The organism is Rugamonas rivuli, assembly GCF_009380165.1.
Classification (GTDB): Bacteria; Pseudomonadota; Gammaproteobacteria; order Burkholderiales; family Burkholderiaceae_D; genus Rugamonas; species Rugamonas rivuli.
Map to the genome: position 1 here is coordinate 899,173 of NZ_WHUF01000003.1, position 15,052 is coordinate 914,224.

The 15,052-nt window shown below is 62.2% G+C and carries 17 protein-coding genes; 5 read left to right on the forward strand and 12 right to left on the reverse strand.

The genetic code is table 11. The features are described 5' to 3' along the window. Positions 1 to 41: 41 nt before the first annotated feature. The 4 genes from GEV01_RS14430 to tyrS are packed head-to-tail and all read right to left on the reverse strand — an operon-like array spanning position 42 to position 3,078. On the reverse strand, positions 42 to 692 hold the full coding sequence (locus GEV01_RS14430; protein ID WP_152805348.1) for a histidine phosphatase family protein: 651 nt from the start codon (positions 690 to 692) through the stop codon (positions 42 to 44). After that, positions 689 to 1,360: a YbhB/YbcL family Raf kinase inhibitor-like protein gene (locus GEV01_RS14435; protein WP_152805350.1), complete on the reverse strand. Its 672-nt coding sequence runs from the start codon at positions 1,358 to 1,360 to the stop codon at positions 689 to 691. Before GEV01_RS14435 ends, GEV01_RS14430 begins: the two co-directional genes overlap by 4 nt. Positions 1,361 to 1,381: 21 nt before the next feature. After that, on the reverse strand, positions 1,382 to 1,828 hold the full coding sequence (gene dtd, locus GEV01_RS14440; protein ID WP_152805352.1) for a D-aminoacyl-tRNA deacylase: 447 nt from the start codon (positions 1,826 to 1,828) through the stop codon (positions 1,382 to 1,384). Further along, on the reverse strand, positions 1,825 to 3,078 hold the full coding sequence (tyrS, locus tag GEV01_RS14445; protein ID WP_152805354.1) for a tyrosine--tRNA ligase: 1,254 nt from the start codon (positions 3,076 to 3,078) through the stop codon (positions 1,825 to 1,827). Before tyrS ends, dtd begins: the two co-directional genes overlap by 4 nt. 158 nt (positions 3,079 to 3,236) lie before the next feature. Here tyrS and GEV01_RS14450 point away from each other — a divergent pair, with 158 nt between their 5' ends. Beyond that, complete coding sequence (locus GEV01_RS14450; protein ID WP_043479745.1) at positions 3,237 to 4,619, forward strand: M23 family metallopeptidase; 1,383 nt, start codon at positions 3,237 to 3,239, stop codon at positions 4,617 to 4,619. A 127-nt stretch (positions 4,620 to 4,746) separates the two neighbouring features. Continuing rightward, the gene (locus tag GEV01_RS14455) at positions 4,747 to 5,841 is read left to right on the forward strand and encodes an anhydro-N-acetylmuramic acid kinase (RefSeq protein ID WP_152805356.1); all 1,095 of its coding nucleotides are present in this window, start codon (positions 4,747 to 4,749) and stop codon (positions 5,839 to 5,841) included. 53 nt (positions 5,842 to 5,894) lie between these two features. Here GEV01_RS14455 and erpA read toward each other — a convergent pair whose 3' ends face one another. From erpA to GEV01_RS14485, 6 genes are all read right to left on the reverse strand, one after another. Further along, positions 5,895 to 6,257, reverse strand: a complete 363-nt coding sequence (erpA, locus tag GEV01_RS14460) for an iron-sulfur cluster insertion protein ErpA (protein WP_008445143.1) — start codon at positions 6,255 to 6,257, stop codon at positions 5,895 to 5,897. Between the two features lie 51 nt (positions 6,258 to 6,308). Next, positions 6,309 to 6,680, reverse strand: coding sequence for a bactofilin family protein (locus GEV01_RS14465; RefSeq protein ID WP_152805736.1), 372 nt, complete (start codon positions 6,678 to 6,680; stop codon positions 6,309 to 6,311). Between the two features lie 69 nt (positions 6,681 to 6,749). Beyond that, positions 6,750 to 7,787: an N-acetyl-gamma-glutamyl-phosphate reductase gene (gene argC / locus GEV01_RS14470; protein WP_152805357.1), complete on the reverse strand. Its 1,038-nt coding sequence runs from the start codon at positions 7,785 to 7,787 to the stop codon at positions 6,750 to 6,752. Between the two features lie 159 nt (positions 7,788 to 7,946). Next, entirely contained in the window at positions 7,947 to 8,339 is a 393-nt protein-coding gene (rpsI, locus tag GEV01_RS14475) for a 30S ribosomal protein S9 (protein ID WP_008445137.1), read from the reverse strand. Between the two features lie 9 nt (positions 8,340 to 8,348). Continuing rightward, positions 8,349 to 8,777, reverse strand: coding sequence for a 50S ribosomal protein L13 (rplM, locus tag GEV01_RS14480; RefSeq protein WP_008445136.1), 429 nt, complete (start codon positions 8,775 to 8,777; stop codon positions 8,349 to 8,351). Positions 8,778 to 8,907: 130 nt separating this feature from the next. Further along, positions 8,908 to 11,100: an NHL repeat-containing protein gene (locus GEV01_RS14485; protein ID WP_152805359.1), complete on the reverse strand. Its 2,193-nt coding sequence runs from the start codon at positions 11,098 to 11,100 to the stop codon at positions 8,908 to 8,910. A 130-nt stretch (positions 11,101 to 11,230) separates the two neighbouring features. Here GEV01_RS14485 and GEV01_RS14490 point away from each other — a divergent pair, with 130 nt between their 5' ends. Continuing rightward, a complete protein-coding gene (locus tag GEV01_RS14490; protein WP_152805361.1) occupies positions 11,231 to 11,653 on the forward strand; it encodes an OsmC family protein in 423 nt (140 codons plus the stop codon). Here the strand turns inward: GEV01_RS14490 and coq7 are convergent. Both coq7 and GEV01_RS14500 read right to left on the reverse strand, forming a co-directional pair. Further along, positions 11,650 to 12,291 (reverse strand): 2-polyprenyl-3-methyl-6-methoxy-1,4-benzoquinone monooxygenase, encoded by a 642-nt coding sequence (coq7, locus tag GEV01_RS14495; RefSeq protein ID WP_152805363.1) that lies wholly within the window; start codon positions 12,289 to 12,291, stop codon positions 11,650 to 11,652. The two genes, GEV01_RS14490 and coq7, sit on opposite strands and share 4 nt — an antisense overlap. Positions 12,292 to 12,338: 47 nt before the next feature. Next, entirely contained in the window at positions 12,339 to 12,773 is a 435-nt protein-coding gene (locus GEV01_RS14500; protein ID WP_152805365.1) for a hypothetical protein, read from the reverse strand. 111 nt (positions 12,774 to 12,884) lie between these two features. On the opposite strand from GEV01_RS14500, the gene GEV01_RS14505 reads away from it, so the two are divergent. Both GEV01_RS14505 and GEV01_RS14510 read left to right on the forward strand, forming a co-directional pair. Continuing rightward, positions 12,885 to 13,667, forward strand: a complete 783-nt coding sequence (locus GEV01_RS14505; RefSeq protein ID WP_152805367.1) for an ABC transporter ATP-binding protein — start codon at positions 12,885 to 12,887, stop codon at positions 13,665 to 13,667. Positions 13,668 to 13,670: 3 nt separating this feature from the next. Next, on the forward strand, positions 13,671 to 14,867 hold the full coding sequence (locus GEV01_RS14510; protein ID WP_152805369.1) for an ABC transporter permease: 1,197 nt from the start codon (positions 13,671 to 13,673) through the stop codon (positions 14,865 to 14,867). Positions 14,868 to 15,052: the final 185 nt, after the last annotated feature.

The window sequence follows — 15,052 nt, forward strand, 5'->3', positions numbered from 1 at the left end:
TATGAACGAACATTTCCGTGCGAAAATTTTAAGCACGGTCGTCAGATAATGTCGTCCATCGCGGCCAGGCTCAGGTGGTCGATTTCGCCCCAGCTGGTGAGTGCCAACTTACCGCCGGACCAAGTGAAACGGTTGATGCTGGCGTTCTTGACCTGGAAGTCGCGCGGGCTGTCGAGCGACATGCCGACCGCTTCCCGGTAGGCACACTCCAGCACGCCGCCGTGGGCGACGATGGCGATGGTGCGGCCCGGGTGGCGCTCCGCCCAGGCGGCGATGCCTTCGGTCGAGCGCTGGTAAAACTGGCGGAAGCTTTCCGCCTCGCGCACGCCGGATGGCATCACGGCGTCGATATCGCGCGCCTGCCACAGCGCGTACTCGGCCGGGTACTGCTGCTCGATCTCGGCATACAACATGCCTTCGAACACGCCATAGCAGCGTTCGCGCAACTGGTCGTCGGTGTGCACGGCCAGGTTGTCGTACTGGTCGGCCACGGCCTGCGCCGTTTGCATCGCCCGCTGCAGGTCGCTGGAAACCAGCACGTCGACCTGCTCGGCGGCCAGCGCCTGCGCCAGCGCGCCGGCCTGGCGGGCGCCCTCTTCATTCAAGGGGATATCGGTGTGGCCTTGCAGGCGGCGCACGGCGTTCCAGGAAGTCTCGCCGTGGCGGATCAGCAAAATAGTGGTGTTCTTCATGCAATCTTTTTTCTGGACCGGCGTGGCTTGGCGGCCAGGGCCGGGTTCAGGGTGTAGGTGCCGATCAATTGGGCTTCGTCGATGATGTGGCCGTACATGGCGTCGAGCACCTCGGCGCAGCAGAAGCGCGCGCCCAGCGCCAGGCGCGGTATGTCCAGCGCGTAGATGCGGAAAATGTAGTGGTGCACGCGCTCATCGTTAAACGGCGGACAGGGGCCATCATACCCGTAATAGTCGCCGGCCATTGCCGGGTCGGCCGAAAACCAGGCGCTGTAGTCGTTGACGCCCTGGCGCAGCGGCATACCGTCCAGCAGCACGTCCGGGCCCGGCTTGCCGCGCGCGATCACGCCATCGGCCAGCGCGCCTTCGGCGATCGCTTGCAGGCCGGGCGGGATGTCGACCAGGCTCCAGTGGAAGAAATCGCCACGCGGCAGGCTGGCCGGCAGCATGCGGCCGGCGCGGTTGACGTCGGCCTCATGCTGCGGCGCGTCGCCGTCTATGCACAGCAGCACCAGCGACTCGGTGCCGGCCGGCACGTCGCGCCAGGCCAGCTGGGGATTGCGGTTGGCGGCCAGGCCGACCTGCCGCCCCGAGGCATCCAAAGCCGCGAAAGCGTATTGCGCCGGAATCGCGCCGCCGTCGCGGAAGCTGTCGCTTGAAAGTTTCATGCCCGTCTCCCAACCACGGTTTTACCTGGCGTTCGTTTGCAGCCAGAACGTCACCGGACCGTCGTTGGTCAGCGCAACCTTCATGTCCGCGCCAAACTGGCCGGTTTGCACCACTTTATGCTTCAGCCGCGCCTGCTCGACAAAATAGTTGAACAGACGCAGGCCGTCGGCCGGCGCGGCGGCCGGCGTAAACGACGGCCGCGTGCCGGACTTGGTGTCGGCCGCCAGCGTGAACTGCGGCACCAGCAGCAGGCCGCCCTCGACGTCGGTGACGCTGCGGTTCATCTTGCCGGCCTCGTCCGCGAAGACGCGGTAGCCCAGCAATTTGGCCAGCAGTGCATCGGCTTCCTTCTCGGTGTCGTTGCGTTCGGCGCACACCAGCACCATCAAACCGGCGTCGATGGCGCCGATGGTGGCGCCGTCGACCACCACGCTGGCGCTGCTGACGCGTTGCAGCAGCCCGATCATGCCGTCAGCGTGACGCGCGCGAACTTGCGCTTGCCCACTTGCAGCACGAAGGTGCCGGCCTCGATCTTGACCGTCTTGTCGCTGATGACCGTGCCGTCGATACGCACGCCGCCCTGGTCGATCATGCGGCCGGCTTCGGAAACCGAGGCGCACAGATTGGCCGACTTCAGCAGCTGCTGGATGCCGGCCGGAGCGCCCGGCAGCGTGATTTCCGGCACGTCGTCCGGAATACCGCCCTTGGAGCGGTTGACGAAGTCGTTCAGCGCCTCTTCCGCCGCAGCCTGCGAATGGAAGCGGGCGACGATTTCCTGCGCCAGCGCCACTTTGGCGTCGCGCGGATTGGCGCCGCCGTCGACGGTGGCCTTCAGCGCGGCCAGGTCTGCGAGTGAGCGGAACGACAACAGTTCGTAATATTTCCACATCATCACGTCGGAAATGCTCATGATCTTGGCGAACATGGTATTAGCCGGTTCGGTGATGCCGATGTAGTTGTTCTTCGACTTGGACATCTTGTCGACGCCGTCCAGGCCTTCCAGCAGCGGCATGGTCAGGATGCACTGCGGTTCCTGGTCGTAGTCCTTCTGCAGCTCGCGGCCGACCAGCAGGTTGAACTTCTGGTCGGTGCCACCCAGCTCAAGGTCGGCCTTCAAAGCGACCGAATCGTAGCCCTGCATCAAAGGATAAAGGAACTCATGGACCGCAATCGGAGTCCCACTCTTGAAGCGTTTGCTGAAATCGTCGCGCTCCATCATGCGGGCGACCGTGTAGTGCGAGGCCAGCTTGATCAGGCCGCGCGCGCCCAGCGGGTCGCACCATTCGGAGTTGTAGCGGATTTCGGTCTTGGCCGGATCCAGCACCAGCGAGGCCTGCTTGAAATAGGTCATGGCGTTCTGCTCGACCTGCTCGCGCGTCAGCGGCGGACGGGTGGCGTTGCGGCCGGACGGATCGCCGATCATGGACGTGAAATCGCCGATCAGGAAGATCACCTGGTGGCCCAGGTCTTGCAGCTGGCGCATCTTGTTCAATACAACGGTGTGGCCAAGGTGCAGGTCAGGTGCGGTAGGATCCAGGCCCAGCTTGATACGCAGCGGCACGCCGCTTTGTTCGGAGCGCGCCAGCTTTTGGGCGAACTCGCTTTCGATCAGCAGCTCGTCGACACCGCGTTTGGTGATGGCGAGCGCCTCCAGAACCTTGTCGGTCAACGGCAACGCTTTAGAGGGAGCCACGGGTGTCGAAGAAGAGGTAGTCATAATTTTGTGCAGGTATTTTTCAGAAAAAGAGGGGCAGCTTCAGGAGTTTGATATAATCCTCGATCCATCAATCTTGCCGTACGAAAACGAACTTTAATAACAATTAGAAGAAATAAAACGTTCCTGAATAGTTCAAGCGGCAAATTTTAACTGATTGCATGAACCAAATACATAAATTCACGAGCTCACGCTTGTTCAGTCTGCTAGGTTCTACGCGCAAGGCGCGCATCATCAGCGCGTCTGCATTGTTTCTCGCAGTATGTGCTTTTGGTGCCGCCGGCGTAGCTCCGCTCGCCCCTGACGCGTCCGACCTGCCGGTCAAATCGGTCCAGGAATCGGTAGCACTGCCAGACCTCAGCTCCCAGATCTCCGCGCTTGAACAGCAATCCTCCACCGAACACTTCGTCCACGAAGAAAAAATCCGCGCCGGCGATACGCTGGCTGCGCTGCTGACCCGTCTGGGCGTCGACGACGACGCGGCCGAGAACTTTATCAAAAAAGACAAAGTGGCGAAAGGCGTCATGCAGCTCAAGACCGGCAAGCGCGTACAGGCGCAGACGGACGACGAGGGCAATCTGCAATGGCTGCGCGCGGTCGTGGTGGATGGCAAGGACATTCCGGTCAAGAACATCAAGATCAGCCGCAAGGGTGACGGCTTTATCGCGGAAGAAGTAGCGGCCAAGCTGGAACGCCGCGTGGAAATGCATGCGCGTACCATCAGCTCGACGCTGTATGCGGCGACCGATTCGAGCGAAGACGGCGCCAAGCTGCCGGACACCATCGTCAAGCAGATCGTCGAGATGTTCTCGACCAGCATCGACTTCCGCGGCGACCTGAAGCGCGGCGACCATTTCAACGTGGTCTATGAAACCTTCTGGCAGGACGGCGAGTTCGTGCGAGCGGGCCGCATTCTGGCGGGCGAGTTCACCAACAAGGGCACGACGTATCAGTCGGTCTGGTTCGAAGACCCGCAAAGCAAACAGGGCGGCGGCTACTACAGCTTCGACGGCAAAGCCCTCAAGAAAGCCTTCCTCAAATCCCCAGTTGAATTCTCCCGTATTTCCTCCGGCTTCGCGATGCGCGTGCATCCGATTTCCGGCCAGTGGAAAGCCCACAAAGGCATCGACTTCCCTGCTCCGACCGGCACCCCTATCCGCGCTTCTGGCGATGGCGTGATCGATTTCGCCGGCACGCAAAACGGCTACGGCAACTTCGTCATGATCAAGCACTGGGCCAACTACACCACCGCCTACGCCCACATGAGCCGCTTTGCGCCTGGCATCAAAAAGGGCAGCAAGGTCAGCCAGGGTGACGTGATCGGCTACGTCGGCACCACCGGCTGGTCGACCGGCGCGCACTTGCACTACGAATTCCGCGTCGGCGGCGAAGCCAAGGACCCGAGCACGATGAACGTGCAAGCCCAGGCACCGCTGACGGCCGCCGAGATGTCCCGCTTCAAGGCCTATGCCTCCGACATGTCGCACCGCTTCGCGCTGCTGCAGCCGGGCGGCTCCGGCGGCACCCGCGTCGCGGCGAAATAAGCCACATCAAAACAGGTCGCCTCGGCGGCCTGTTTTTTTATCATCATGCGCCGTCGAGGCCGCTTCTTCCGTGCGACAGCACACGCATACTCAGGCAAAATACGCTTTTCAGTTTCGGGGTGCGGCAATGTCTTTGTATATCGGTTTGATGTCCGGCACCAGCCTGGACGGCGTCGACGGCGCGCTGGCGCGCTTCAGCGATGACGCCATCGACACGCTGGCGGCCGCCTACGTGCCCTTCCCGCCCGCGCTGCGCGCCGACCTGATGGCCTTGCAGGCCGCCGGCCACAACGAGATCGAGCGCGAGGCGCTGGCCGCCAATCAACTGGCGCGGTACTACGCCGAATGCGTGCAGGCGCTGCTGGCCGACGCCTCGCTGCAAGCGCAGGATATCCGCGCGGTCGCGGTGCACGGCCAGACCATCCGCCACCGTCCCGAGCTGGGCTTCACGCGCCAGACCAACAACCCCGCCCTGCTGGCCGAACTGTGCGGCATCGACGTCATCGCCGATTTCCGCAGCCGCGACATCGCCGCCGGCGGCCAGGGGGCGCCGCTGGTGCCGGCCTTCCACCAGGCGCTGTTCGGCAAGGCCGGGCAGACGCGGGTGGTGGCCAATATCGGCGGCATCTCGAACATCAGCGTGCTGGCAGATGGCACCGTCACCGGTTTCGATACCGGCCCCGGCAATGTGCTGATGGATGCGTGGATCGCGCGCCATCAGGGCAAGGAGTTCGACCAGGACGGCGCCTGGGCGGCCAGCGGCCAAGTCATCCCTGGCTTGCTGGCGGCCATGCTGGCCGAACCGTATTTCGCGCTGCCGGCGCCCAAGAGCACCGGCCGCGACCTGTTCCACATCAATTGGCTGGACCGGCACCTGGCCGCCTTCCCCGGCGCAGCCCCGGCCGACGTGCAGCGCACGCTGACGCAGCTGACGGCGTTGACGCTGGCGCAGGCGATACAGGCCCATGGCGCGGGCGCGCAGGCGGTCTATGTGTGCGGAGGCGGCGCCTGCAACGGCGTGCTGATGAATGAGCTGGGGGCGGCGCTAGGCCAGCAGGTGGTGCTGGCGTCGACGCAGGCGCTGGGCGTGGCGCCGAACCGGGTCGAGGCGATGGCCTTCGCCTGGCTGGGCTACCGCTTCACGGAGCGCACGGCGGGCAACCTGCCGTCGGTGACGGGCGCCAAGGGCGATCGCGTCCTGGGCGCGCTCTACCCTCGTTAAAACAAAAACGGCGGCACAACCGAAGTTGTCCGCCGTTGATGGGGCAAACTAATTTAAACCGAGAACGACGAGCCGCAGCCGCAGGTCGAGGTGGCGGTCGGATTCTTGATCACGAACTGCGCGCCTTCCAGGTCGTCCTTGTAGTCGATTTCCGCGCCGACCAGGTACTGGTAGCTCATCGAATCGATCAACAGCTGGACGCCGTTCTTGACCATGGTGGTGTCGTCTTCGTTGACGATTTCGTCAAACGTGAAGCCGTACTGGAAGCCGGAGCAGCCGCCACCCTGCACGAATACGCGCAGTTTGAGGTCTGGATTACCCTCTTCCTCGATCAGTTGAGCGACCTTCTCCGCCGCGCTGTCGGTGAAGATAATAGGCGACGGGATTACATCGAGCGATTCGGCGACAGCATTCATTTCAGACTCCTACGTGAAAACATTTGATCCATTATAGACCGTTGGCGTAAATTATGCTCCGGAGACCGCCAAAAACGGCTCCGCGCCGGAGCTGTCGCGATGGGTCAAGGTGCCCAACACCTGCGCGCCGCCGTGCATTTCAAGAACTTTGTAGCTCACATCCCCAATGATACGGGCACTGGGCTGGATTTCAAGCAGGTCGCTACTGAAAACGCAACCCTGGACCTCGCCGTTGACCACCAGGTGGTCGCAGCGTATCTCGCCTTCCACACGAGCATGCTCGGCGATGACCAGATAGCTGGGATGTCCTGCCTCCCCGACAACATTACCGATGACCTCGCCGTCGATGCGCATGCCGCCCCGGAACAACACATTGCCTTGCACGCGGGTGGCGGAGCCGATCAGGCTGTCCATGGCTATCATCTGCGGCTCTCTGCTGGCGAGGTGGGCGGGAATCTTCAATCTACTATCCCCGCCCTGCCGCACTTTGATTTACGGCAGCAGCGCGATCTGGGTCAGGCCGGTGGTTTCTTCCAGGCCGAACATCAAATTCATGCACTGCACCGCCTGGCCGGATGCACCCTTGACCAGGTTGTCCTGCACCACCAGCACGATCACGGTGTTGCCGTTGTCCGGGCGATGCAGCGCCAGGCGCAGCATGTTGGAGCCACGGGTGGAACGAGTTTCCGGATGCGAGCCGAACGGCATCACGTCGACGAACGGCGAATCCTTGTACTGCGCTTCGAACAGCGCTTGCAGCTCTTCGTTGCTGATGTCCTTGGTCAGACGGCCGTACAGCGTCGAGTGCATGCCGCGTATCATCGGCACCAGGTGCGGCGTGAACACCAGGCCGACCTTGTCGGCGGTGAACTTCTGCAGCTGCGCCGAGGTTTCCGGCGTGTGGCGGTGGCCGGCCACGCCGTAGGCCTTGAAGTTGTCGCTCGATTCCGAGAACAGCGTAGCGATCTCAGCCTTGCGGCCGGCGCCGGACACGCCAGACTTGCAGTCGGCGATCAGCGAACCAGCGTCGATCAGGCCGGCCTTCAGCAGCGGGTAGTAGCCCAGCTGCATGGTGGTCGGGTAGCAGCCCGGATTGGCGACCAGGCGCGCGCCCTTGATGGCGTCGCGGTTCAGTTCAGCCAGGCCGTAGGCGGCTTCATCCAGCAGGCCCGGGCAGGTGTGCTCGATCTTGTACCATTTTTCAAAGACAGCCTTGTCCTTGATGCGGAAGTCCGCCGCCAGGTCGATCACCTTGACGCCGGCCGCCAGCAGCTCGGGCGCCTGCGCCATGGCGACGCCGTGCGGGGTGGCGAAGAACACCACGTCGCACTTGCTCAGGTCGGCCTTGTCCGGCGACGAGAAGGCGATGTTCACGCGGCCGCGCAGCGAAGGGAACATATCGGCAACCGGCAAACCATCTTCCTTGCGCGACGTGATAGCCGTCAGCTGCACATCAGGGTGGACTGCCAACAGTCGCAGCAATTCCACTCCGGTGTATCCGGTGCCGCCGACGATGCCAACTTTGATCATGTTCTTTCCTTGAATGAGGTAATGCGTGGAGGGGACTGCCATTTTATCAGGCATATGCGACAGACGCATGACGCCTGCCAGATAGCAAAAAAGCCGCCCGACACAAGGCCGGCGGCTTTTTTGAGGATGCGCCGCAAGCAGCGCACCACAGCGTAAAAATTAACGCTTCGAGAATTGTTTTGCGCGACGTGCTTTGCGCAGACCAACTTTTTTACGTTCAACTTCACGTGCATCGCGGGTAACGAAGCCGGCGCGTGCCAGATCGCCCTTCAGCGCTGCATCGTAGTCGATCAGAGCGCGGGTGATGCCGTGACGCACAGCACCTGCCTGGCCGGACTCGCCGCCGCCGTGAACGTTGACTTTGATGTCAAAACGCTCAACGTTGCCGGTCAGTTCCAGTGGTTGACGAATAACCATCAGGCCGGTTTCGCGGGAGAAGTACTCAGCCGCTGGCTTGCCGTTAACGATGATTTGGCCAGTGCCAACTTTGATAAACACACGAGCTACTGCACTCTTGCGACGGCCGGTGCCGTAATTGTAGTTACCGATCATGTCAGTTCCTTAGATTTCGAGTGCTTTAGGTTGCTGAGCAGCGTGCGGGTGCGAACCTTCAGCGTACACTTTCAGCTTCTTGATCATTGCGTAGCCCAGTGGGCCCTTCGGCAGCATACCTTTGACGGCTTTTTCCAGAGCACGGCCTGGGAAACGCTGTTGCATTTTCAGGAAGTTGGTCTCATAGATGCCACCTGGGTAGCCCGAGTGACGGTAGTAGGTCTTCTCGGTTGCTTTGGTGCCGGTCACGCGCAGCTTGCCTGCATTGACGATGACGATGAAATCGCCGGTATCGACGTGAGGAGTAAATTCTGGCTTGTGTTTGCCGCGCAGTCGGAGTGCCACTTCGCTGGCAACACGTCCGAGGACTTTGTCCGTCGCGTCAATCACGAACCAATCACGCTGGACTTCATGGCCCTTAGCGGAAAAAGTTTTCATGTTGACTTCCTAAATAATCAAAACACGCTCAAATGGTGGTTCCGCCATTGCTTCAGCGGACTCGGCCTTCTTATTTACTTTCCTGAGCGAACGGAAAGCCGACAAGTATAAGCGGGAAAGCCCCGCCGCGTCAAGCCGCAATGCTGGCGGAATCAGGCTCCGCGGCCCCATAGCGGAAAACATTGACCACATTGAAAGTCGTGTCGGGCACGTACAGGCGGCCGCGGTCGGCGTAGATGAAGTACGGCATCCAGACGCCGCCCGCGTCCGGGTACTTCTTGAACACGGAAATGCCGGTCTCGTAGTGCAGCGTGTGCTCGCCGATGCGGAACACTTTCAGCGCGCGGTTGACCAGGTCGTTGACGATCAGGCGCTCGCCGTCGATGCAGACGCTGGCCGGCAGCATGAACTTTTCATAGTCAACATTGACATCATCACAATAGCCTAGATAGCCGTAGCTCCACAGGCTGTTGCCGTCGCGGTCGAACACGCGCAGGCAGTTGTTGAACTGGTCGCAGACGAACAGGCGATCCTGGGCGTCGATGGCGATGTCGCAGGGCGTGAAGTCTTCGTCGGATTGCCAGCGGAAGTTTTTGCGGAACACCACGTAGCCGGTCGCTTGCAACTGCCACATCGAAATCCGGTTGTTGAGCGAATCGGCGATATAGATCTCGCCCTGGCCGTTGATGGCGATGCCCTGCGGCGCCTTCAGCGTGCCGTCCCCGCCTATGCCCTCGCGGCCGAACGGCATGCCGTAGTTGATCAGGTAGCCGGCCGGATTGAACTGGTACATCGTCACCGTGCACAGATTGAAGTTGGTGACGAACACGATCGGCGTGCCGGGACAGATCTGCCCCAGCGGCGGCGTGTGCGGATAGTAGACATCCATCGCCAGGTCGCCCGGCACGAAGAAGCCGCGCATCATGTCCTGCAACTGATGGCAGGGATCGCTTTCGGTGTTGAAGGTCTTCATGCACCAGTTGCCGGAATCGATGTTCAGCGATGCGTTCGCCATGCGCGCCAGCGGATCGATGCCCATGTGGGTACGGAACTGGTCGTACCAATACTTGTAGATGCTGGTCGTGGCCGTGGCCCACTGGTCGATCCAGTTGCCGGCGGCCTGAGGCTCGCGCGGCACGGTGCGGCGTTCGCGATTAAAGCCGATCACCGAGGTCATGCAATTGAACTGCGAGCTGTCGCGCAGCCGGTTCTGGTCGTCGCGCCGGTGGCCGACCGACTCGATCAGCAGCGCATTCTCATCGCCCTGCACGCGCGGGATACGCACCTTGATCACGCTGGAGGCAAAGGGCTCGCTGATGAAATACACATCCGGTTCGCCTTCCGCCGCGCAGACCTGGTAGGGGCCGACGAACACCACATCCTCCAGCACGCCGTAGACGAAGTCGGACAGGCTGTGCACCGGCTCCGGCGCGTGGTTCCACAAGGGCCGCAAGCCGTTGACCTCGCTGACCTCGTTGCCGGCCAGGTCGTACACCGTGATGGCGTTCTCGACGTGCCCCGGCACGAACACGCGGTCGCCGATCACGCACACCGAGCGCATCACGTTGAACTTGCCGATGCCGGTGGGCTTGCCGTGCTGGTGCAGCATCACCGCGTCATGCGGCGCCTGCACGCATTCGCCGACGATGGGCCAGTCGGTGCTGATCTTCAGCACTTCGTAGTGGCCGGTGTTGGCGAGGTAGAGGTTGCCTCGCGCATCGCTGGCCAAGCCTTGCGGCCACAGCAGTTCATGCTTGACGCCGGGGCCAGCGACGTGGCGGAACTGGCTGACGAATTCGCCTTCCAGTGTGAACTTGACGCAGCGGCTGGCCAGGTCGTCGGCCGTGTGGAAGAACTCGTCGCAGACGTACAGGTAGTCGACGCCGTCGCGCTCGCGCACCACGGTGATGCCGTTCGGGTCGGACAGCGGCAGGTAGCTGTCGCCGCCCTCGCCGAAGGCGTAGCTGAACCACACGTCCTCCTCGTCGTACGCGAACGCGACCACGCGGCCGTGGCCCATGTCGGTGCAGTACATCAGCTGGTGGGTGGGATGGGGGCAGACATGGAAGGGCATCAGCAGGCGCGGCGCGTCGGGCGTGTCCTCGCCCGGGCCTTCGATCACGTGCAGCAGCGTGGACAGGTCGGCGTCGAAGATCAGCACGCGGCTGTTGCCGGTATCGCACACCCACAGCCTGCCGTAACTATCGGCATGCACGCCGACCGGGGAATTGAGCGTGAAATCGTCGGCCAACGGACCTGGCTGCGTACTGCCCGGCTCGGTCAAATCGCCATAGGAACAAAGGTACTTGATAGCATGAGTCATCAGAGCCTCCTTGATCTAAGTCATAAAGTATGCGATTCGTTCGGAGTAACAGCAAGCAATAAAACCTCATGCAAGCCAGTCCGGCCGGACTCCTTTACAATATGCGCAACGCTTTTTAACGGAGAGAATGATGGAATGCAAAGTCAGCTGGAATGGCCCGTCGGGCATGAGTTTCTTGGCCACGACCGGCTCCGGCCACATGGTCAACATGGATGGCGCGCCCGAGGGCGGCGGTCACAACCTGGCGCCGCGGCCGATGGAGATGGTGTTGCTGGGCACCGGCGGCTGCACGGCGTATGACGTGGTGCTGATTTTGAAGAAGGGCCGCGCCGACATCCGCGGTTGCGAATGCACGCTGACGGCCGCGCGCGCGGACACGGAGCCGAAAGTGTTCACCAAGATTAACTTCCACTTCACCGTGACCGGCAAGGATTTGAAACCGGAGGCTGTGGAACGGGCGATCACGCTGTCGCACGACAAGTACTGCTCGGCGTCCATCATGCTCGGCAAGACTGCCGAGATCACCCACTCGTTTGAAATTGTCGAGGCTTAAATGTAATACGCGGTGCTGGTCATGACCTTGCCCATCACCGCCATCACCGCCTGCACCGGAGCCGGCGTCTGCGAGGCGCCCAGTGCCTGCGCGGCGGCGCCGTGTTCGATTTCATCCAACCGCATCTGCTCGACAATGGCGCGCGACTTGGCGTCCTGCGGCGGCAGCTTGTCCAGATGGCTGGCCAGATGCGCCTCCACCTGCCGCTCCGTCTCCACCACAAAGCCCAGGCTGCGCGCATCGCCCAGCACCGCGGCCACCGTGCCCAGTGCATACGCGCCCGCATAGAACAAGGGATTGAGCACGCTGATGTGCGAATTCAATTCGCCCAGGCGCTGCGCGGTCCAGGCCAGATGGTCTTCCTCTTCCCTGCCCGCCTGCTCGAACTGCGCGCGCATCTGCTCGGTCTTGGCGAAGCGGCTCTGCGAGTTGTACAGCGCCTGCGCGCAGACCTCGCCCACATGATTCACCCGCATCAAGCCAGCGCTGTGGCGGATTTCCGCTTCGCTCATGCGGGCGTCGGCCGCGTGCAGCGCCGGCGTCGGGCGCGAGGCGGAGGCGACGCCGGTAATCACGCGCAGCGCCTTGTCGGCGCCGGCAATCAAACGGTCCAGCGGGGTGTGGTGATGTGCGGCCATGTGCAGACTCGAATTCGGACGAAAGCAATATTATAGGCGCGGACGCCTTAATTTGCCTCGGCCGCCTCGCGCAACTGGCGCTGGCGTTCGATGTAGTCGGCCACCGGCCCGCGCACGTCCATCTTGGAGATATCCTTCGCCACGCTGAGGTTCAGGCCGAGCAGGAAGGGGATGTTCTCCACCGGCACTTCGGTGCAGTGCAGCGCGAACGCCCGCAGGAAGCGCTTGGACTCCACCACCGGCACCACCTTCTCCCCGCTCATGTATTGCAGGATGCTAGTGATGCTGTGGCCCTTGCCGATGCTATGGTAGATGAAGCGGTTGAAGTCGCGGTCCAGCTGCTTGAAGTCCAGCGTTTCCTTGGTCATCAGGCCCGACAGGTAATACAGGCCCAAGGCCACGCGGAAGAAGCCGGTGGATTCGTTACGGTCCACGCCGCAATGCGTCACGGCCAGTATTTTTTCCTGCAATTGAGGATTCATTTTTTATTCTTCTCCCATATCCGACTATAGCAAGACATTTGTACAGCTAGTAGCTTGCGTGTGAGAATTTTTACATGCTACTCTTGAAATCTTTTTAACAAGGACACTGCAATGATCGAGGTCAGGGGTCTCGCCAAGCGTTTTCGGCTGCCGTCGCGCGGCGGCAAACCCGCGCAGGCGGCTCGCGATCCGCGCGACCACGACGGCTGGTTCCATGCAGTGCGCGATGTCAGTTTCCGCTGCGCGCCCGGTGAGGTGCTGGGCCTGCTCGGACCCAACGGCGCCGGCAAGACCACCACGCTGCGCCTGCTCTCCACCGCGCTGAAACCCGATGCCGGCAGCATACACGCCAACGGCGTCGACCTGCTGCACGATCCGGTCGCGGCCCGCCAGCACATCGGCTTCCTGTCCGGCACCACCGGCTTGTACGGCCGCCTGACCGCGCGCGAAAACGTCGAATACTTCGGCCGCCTGCACGGCATGAGCCCGGCCTACCTGAAGCGCCGCTGCGATGAACTGTTCGAGCTGCTGCAAATGACCGAATACGGCAACAAGCGCGCCGACCAGCTGTCCACCGGCATGAAGCAGAAATGCTCGATCGCCCGCACCGTCGTGCACGAGCCGCAGATCGTCATCCTCGACGAGCCGACCACCGGCCTCGACGTGATGTCGGCCAAGATCCTGCTGGACTTCATCGCCAGCTACAAGGCGCTGCATGTGCCGCTGATCTTCTCCACCCATCACCTGCACGAGGTGGAAAAACTGTGTGACCGCGTGTGCATCATCAACCACGGCAAGACCGCCTTCCACGGCACGGTCGACGAGCTGCGCCACCTGGGCGGCAGCGCCGATCTGTACGACGCTTTCGTCGGCGTCATCAACCAGGGGGGCTGAGCCATGTGGATCATCTATCTGAAGGAGTTGCTGGAGCTGGCGCGCGACCGCCGCACCTTCTTCTTCACCGTCTTCATCCCCGTGTTCGCGATGCCGCTGATCTTCACCGGCTTCGGCTTCGTCTCCCAGAGCCTGTTCAAGCAGGCCAGCCAGGCCGAGATGACTTACTCCATTTTCGGCAAAGACCACGCGCCGCATCTGGCCGAACGCTTCGCCAAGGAGAAGGGCTTCCGCGAAGTGGTGCTGGCCAGCCCTGCCGACATCAAGACCGCCATCGGCGACGACCGCATCAAGTTCGCGCTGGTGATCCCGGCCGGCTTCGAACAGAGCCTGGCCCAGCAGCAGCAAGGCGTGATCGCGCTGCACTACAACAGCGCCGTCACCGTCGACCTGACGCGCAAGCGCGTGATGTCGGTGATCGGCGGCCAGAACCGCGTGCTGCGCGAACAGGCGCTGTCCGCGCTCAACCTCAACAAGGAGCAGCTGCGCTTCGCGCTCGACCCGATCACGCTGGAAGACCATTCCACCGCCGACAAGCGCGAGCAGATGGGCGCGGTGGTCGGCGGCATGCTGCCCTACATCCTGCTGATGGTGTGCGTGATGGCGGCGATGTATCCGGCGATCGACACCGGCGCCGGCGAGAAGGAACGCGGCACGCTGGAAACCCTGCTGCTGGCGCCGGTCTCGCGCACCGCGCTGGTGATGGCCAAGTTCCTGATGCTGTTCACCGTCGGCCTGACCTCGGCGCTGCTGATGATAGGCAGCATGGGCATGCTGCTGTACTTCTTCGGCCCGCTGATCGGCGGCGACCTGGTGCAGATGGTGCGCGCCATCGGCCTGCTGGACCTGGCCATGGTGGCGCTGATGCTGGTGCCGACCGCCGCCATCTTCGCCGCCATCCTGCTGTCGATCTCGGTCTACGCCAAGAGCTACAAGGAGGCCGCCGGCCTGATCTCGCCGCTGATCATCGTCACCATCCTGCCGACACTGGTGGCGCTGCTGCCCGGCGTGGAGCTGAACTGGAAATGGGCGATGGTGCCGCTGACCAATGTGTCGCTGGCGATGAAGGAGCTGGTCAAGGGCACCATGGACTACAGCATGTTCTCGGTGATCCTGCTGTCGACCACGCTGACCGCCGGCGCCCTGCTGGCCCTGTGCCGCTGGTGGTTCAACCGCGAGCAGGTTTTGTTTAGAAATTGAACAAGTTGTCTATTCAACTAGCCCGAAAAGTCCCCGCCTCAGGCCGCCGTCTGGTCGGCCTTTTTTGCACTCTGGCGCACGGTTTGCGCCGCCCGTCGCAATGGAACCCCATGTATAGGGCAAACCCAATACAATGCCATCATGTGAAAAGTGTATGGCCGTGCAGAAACACGGAGCAGACACCG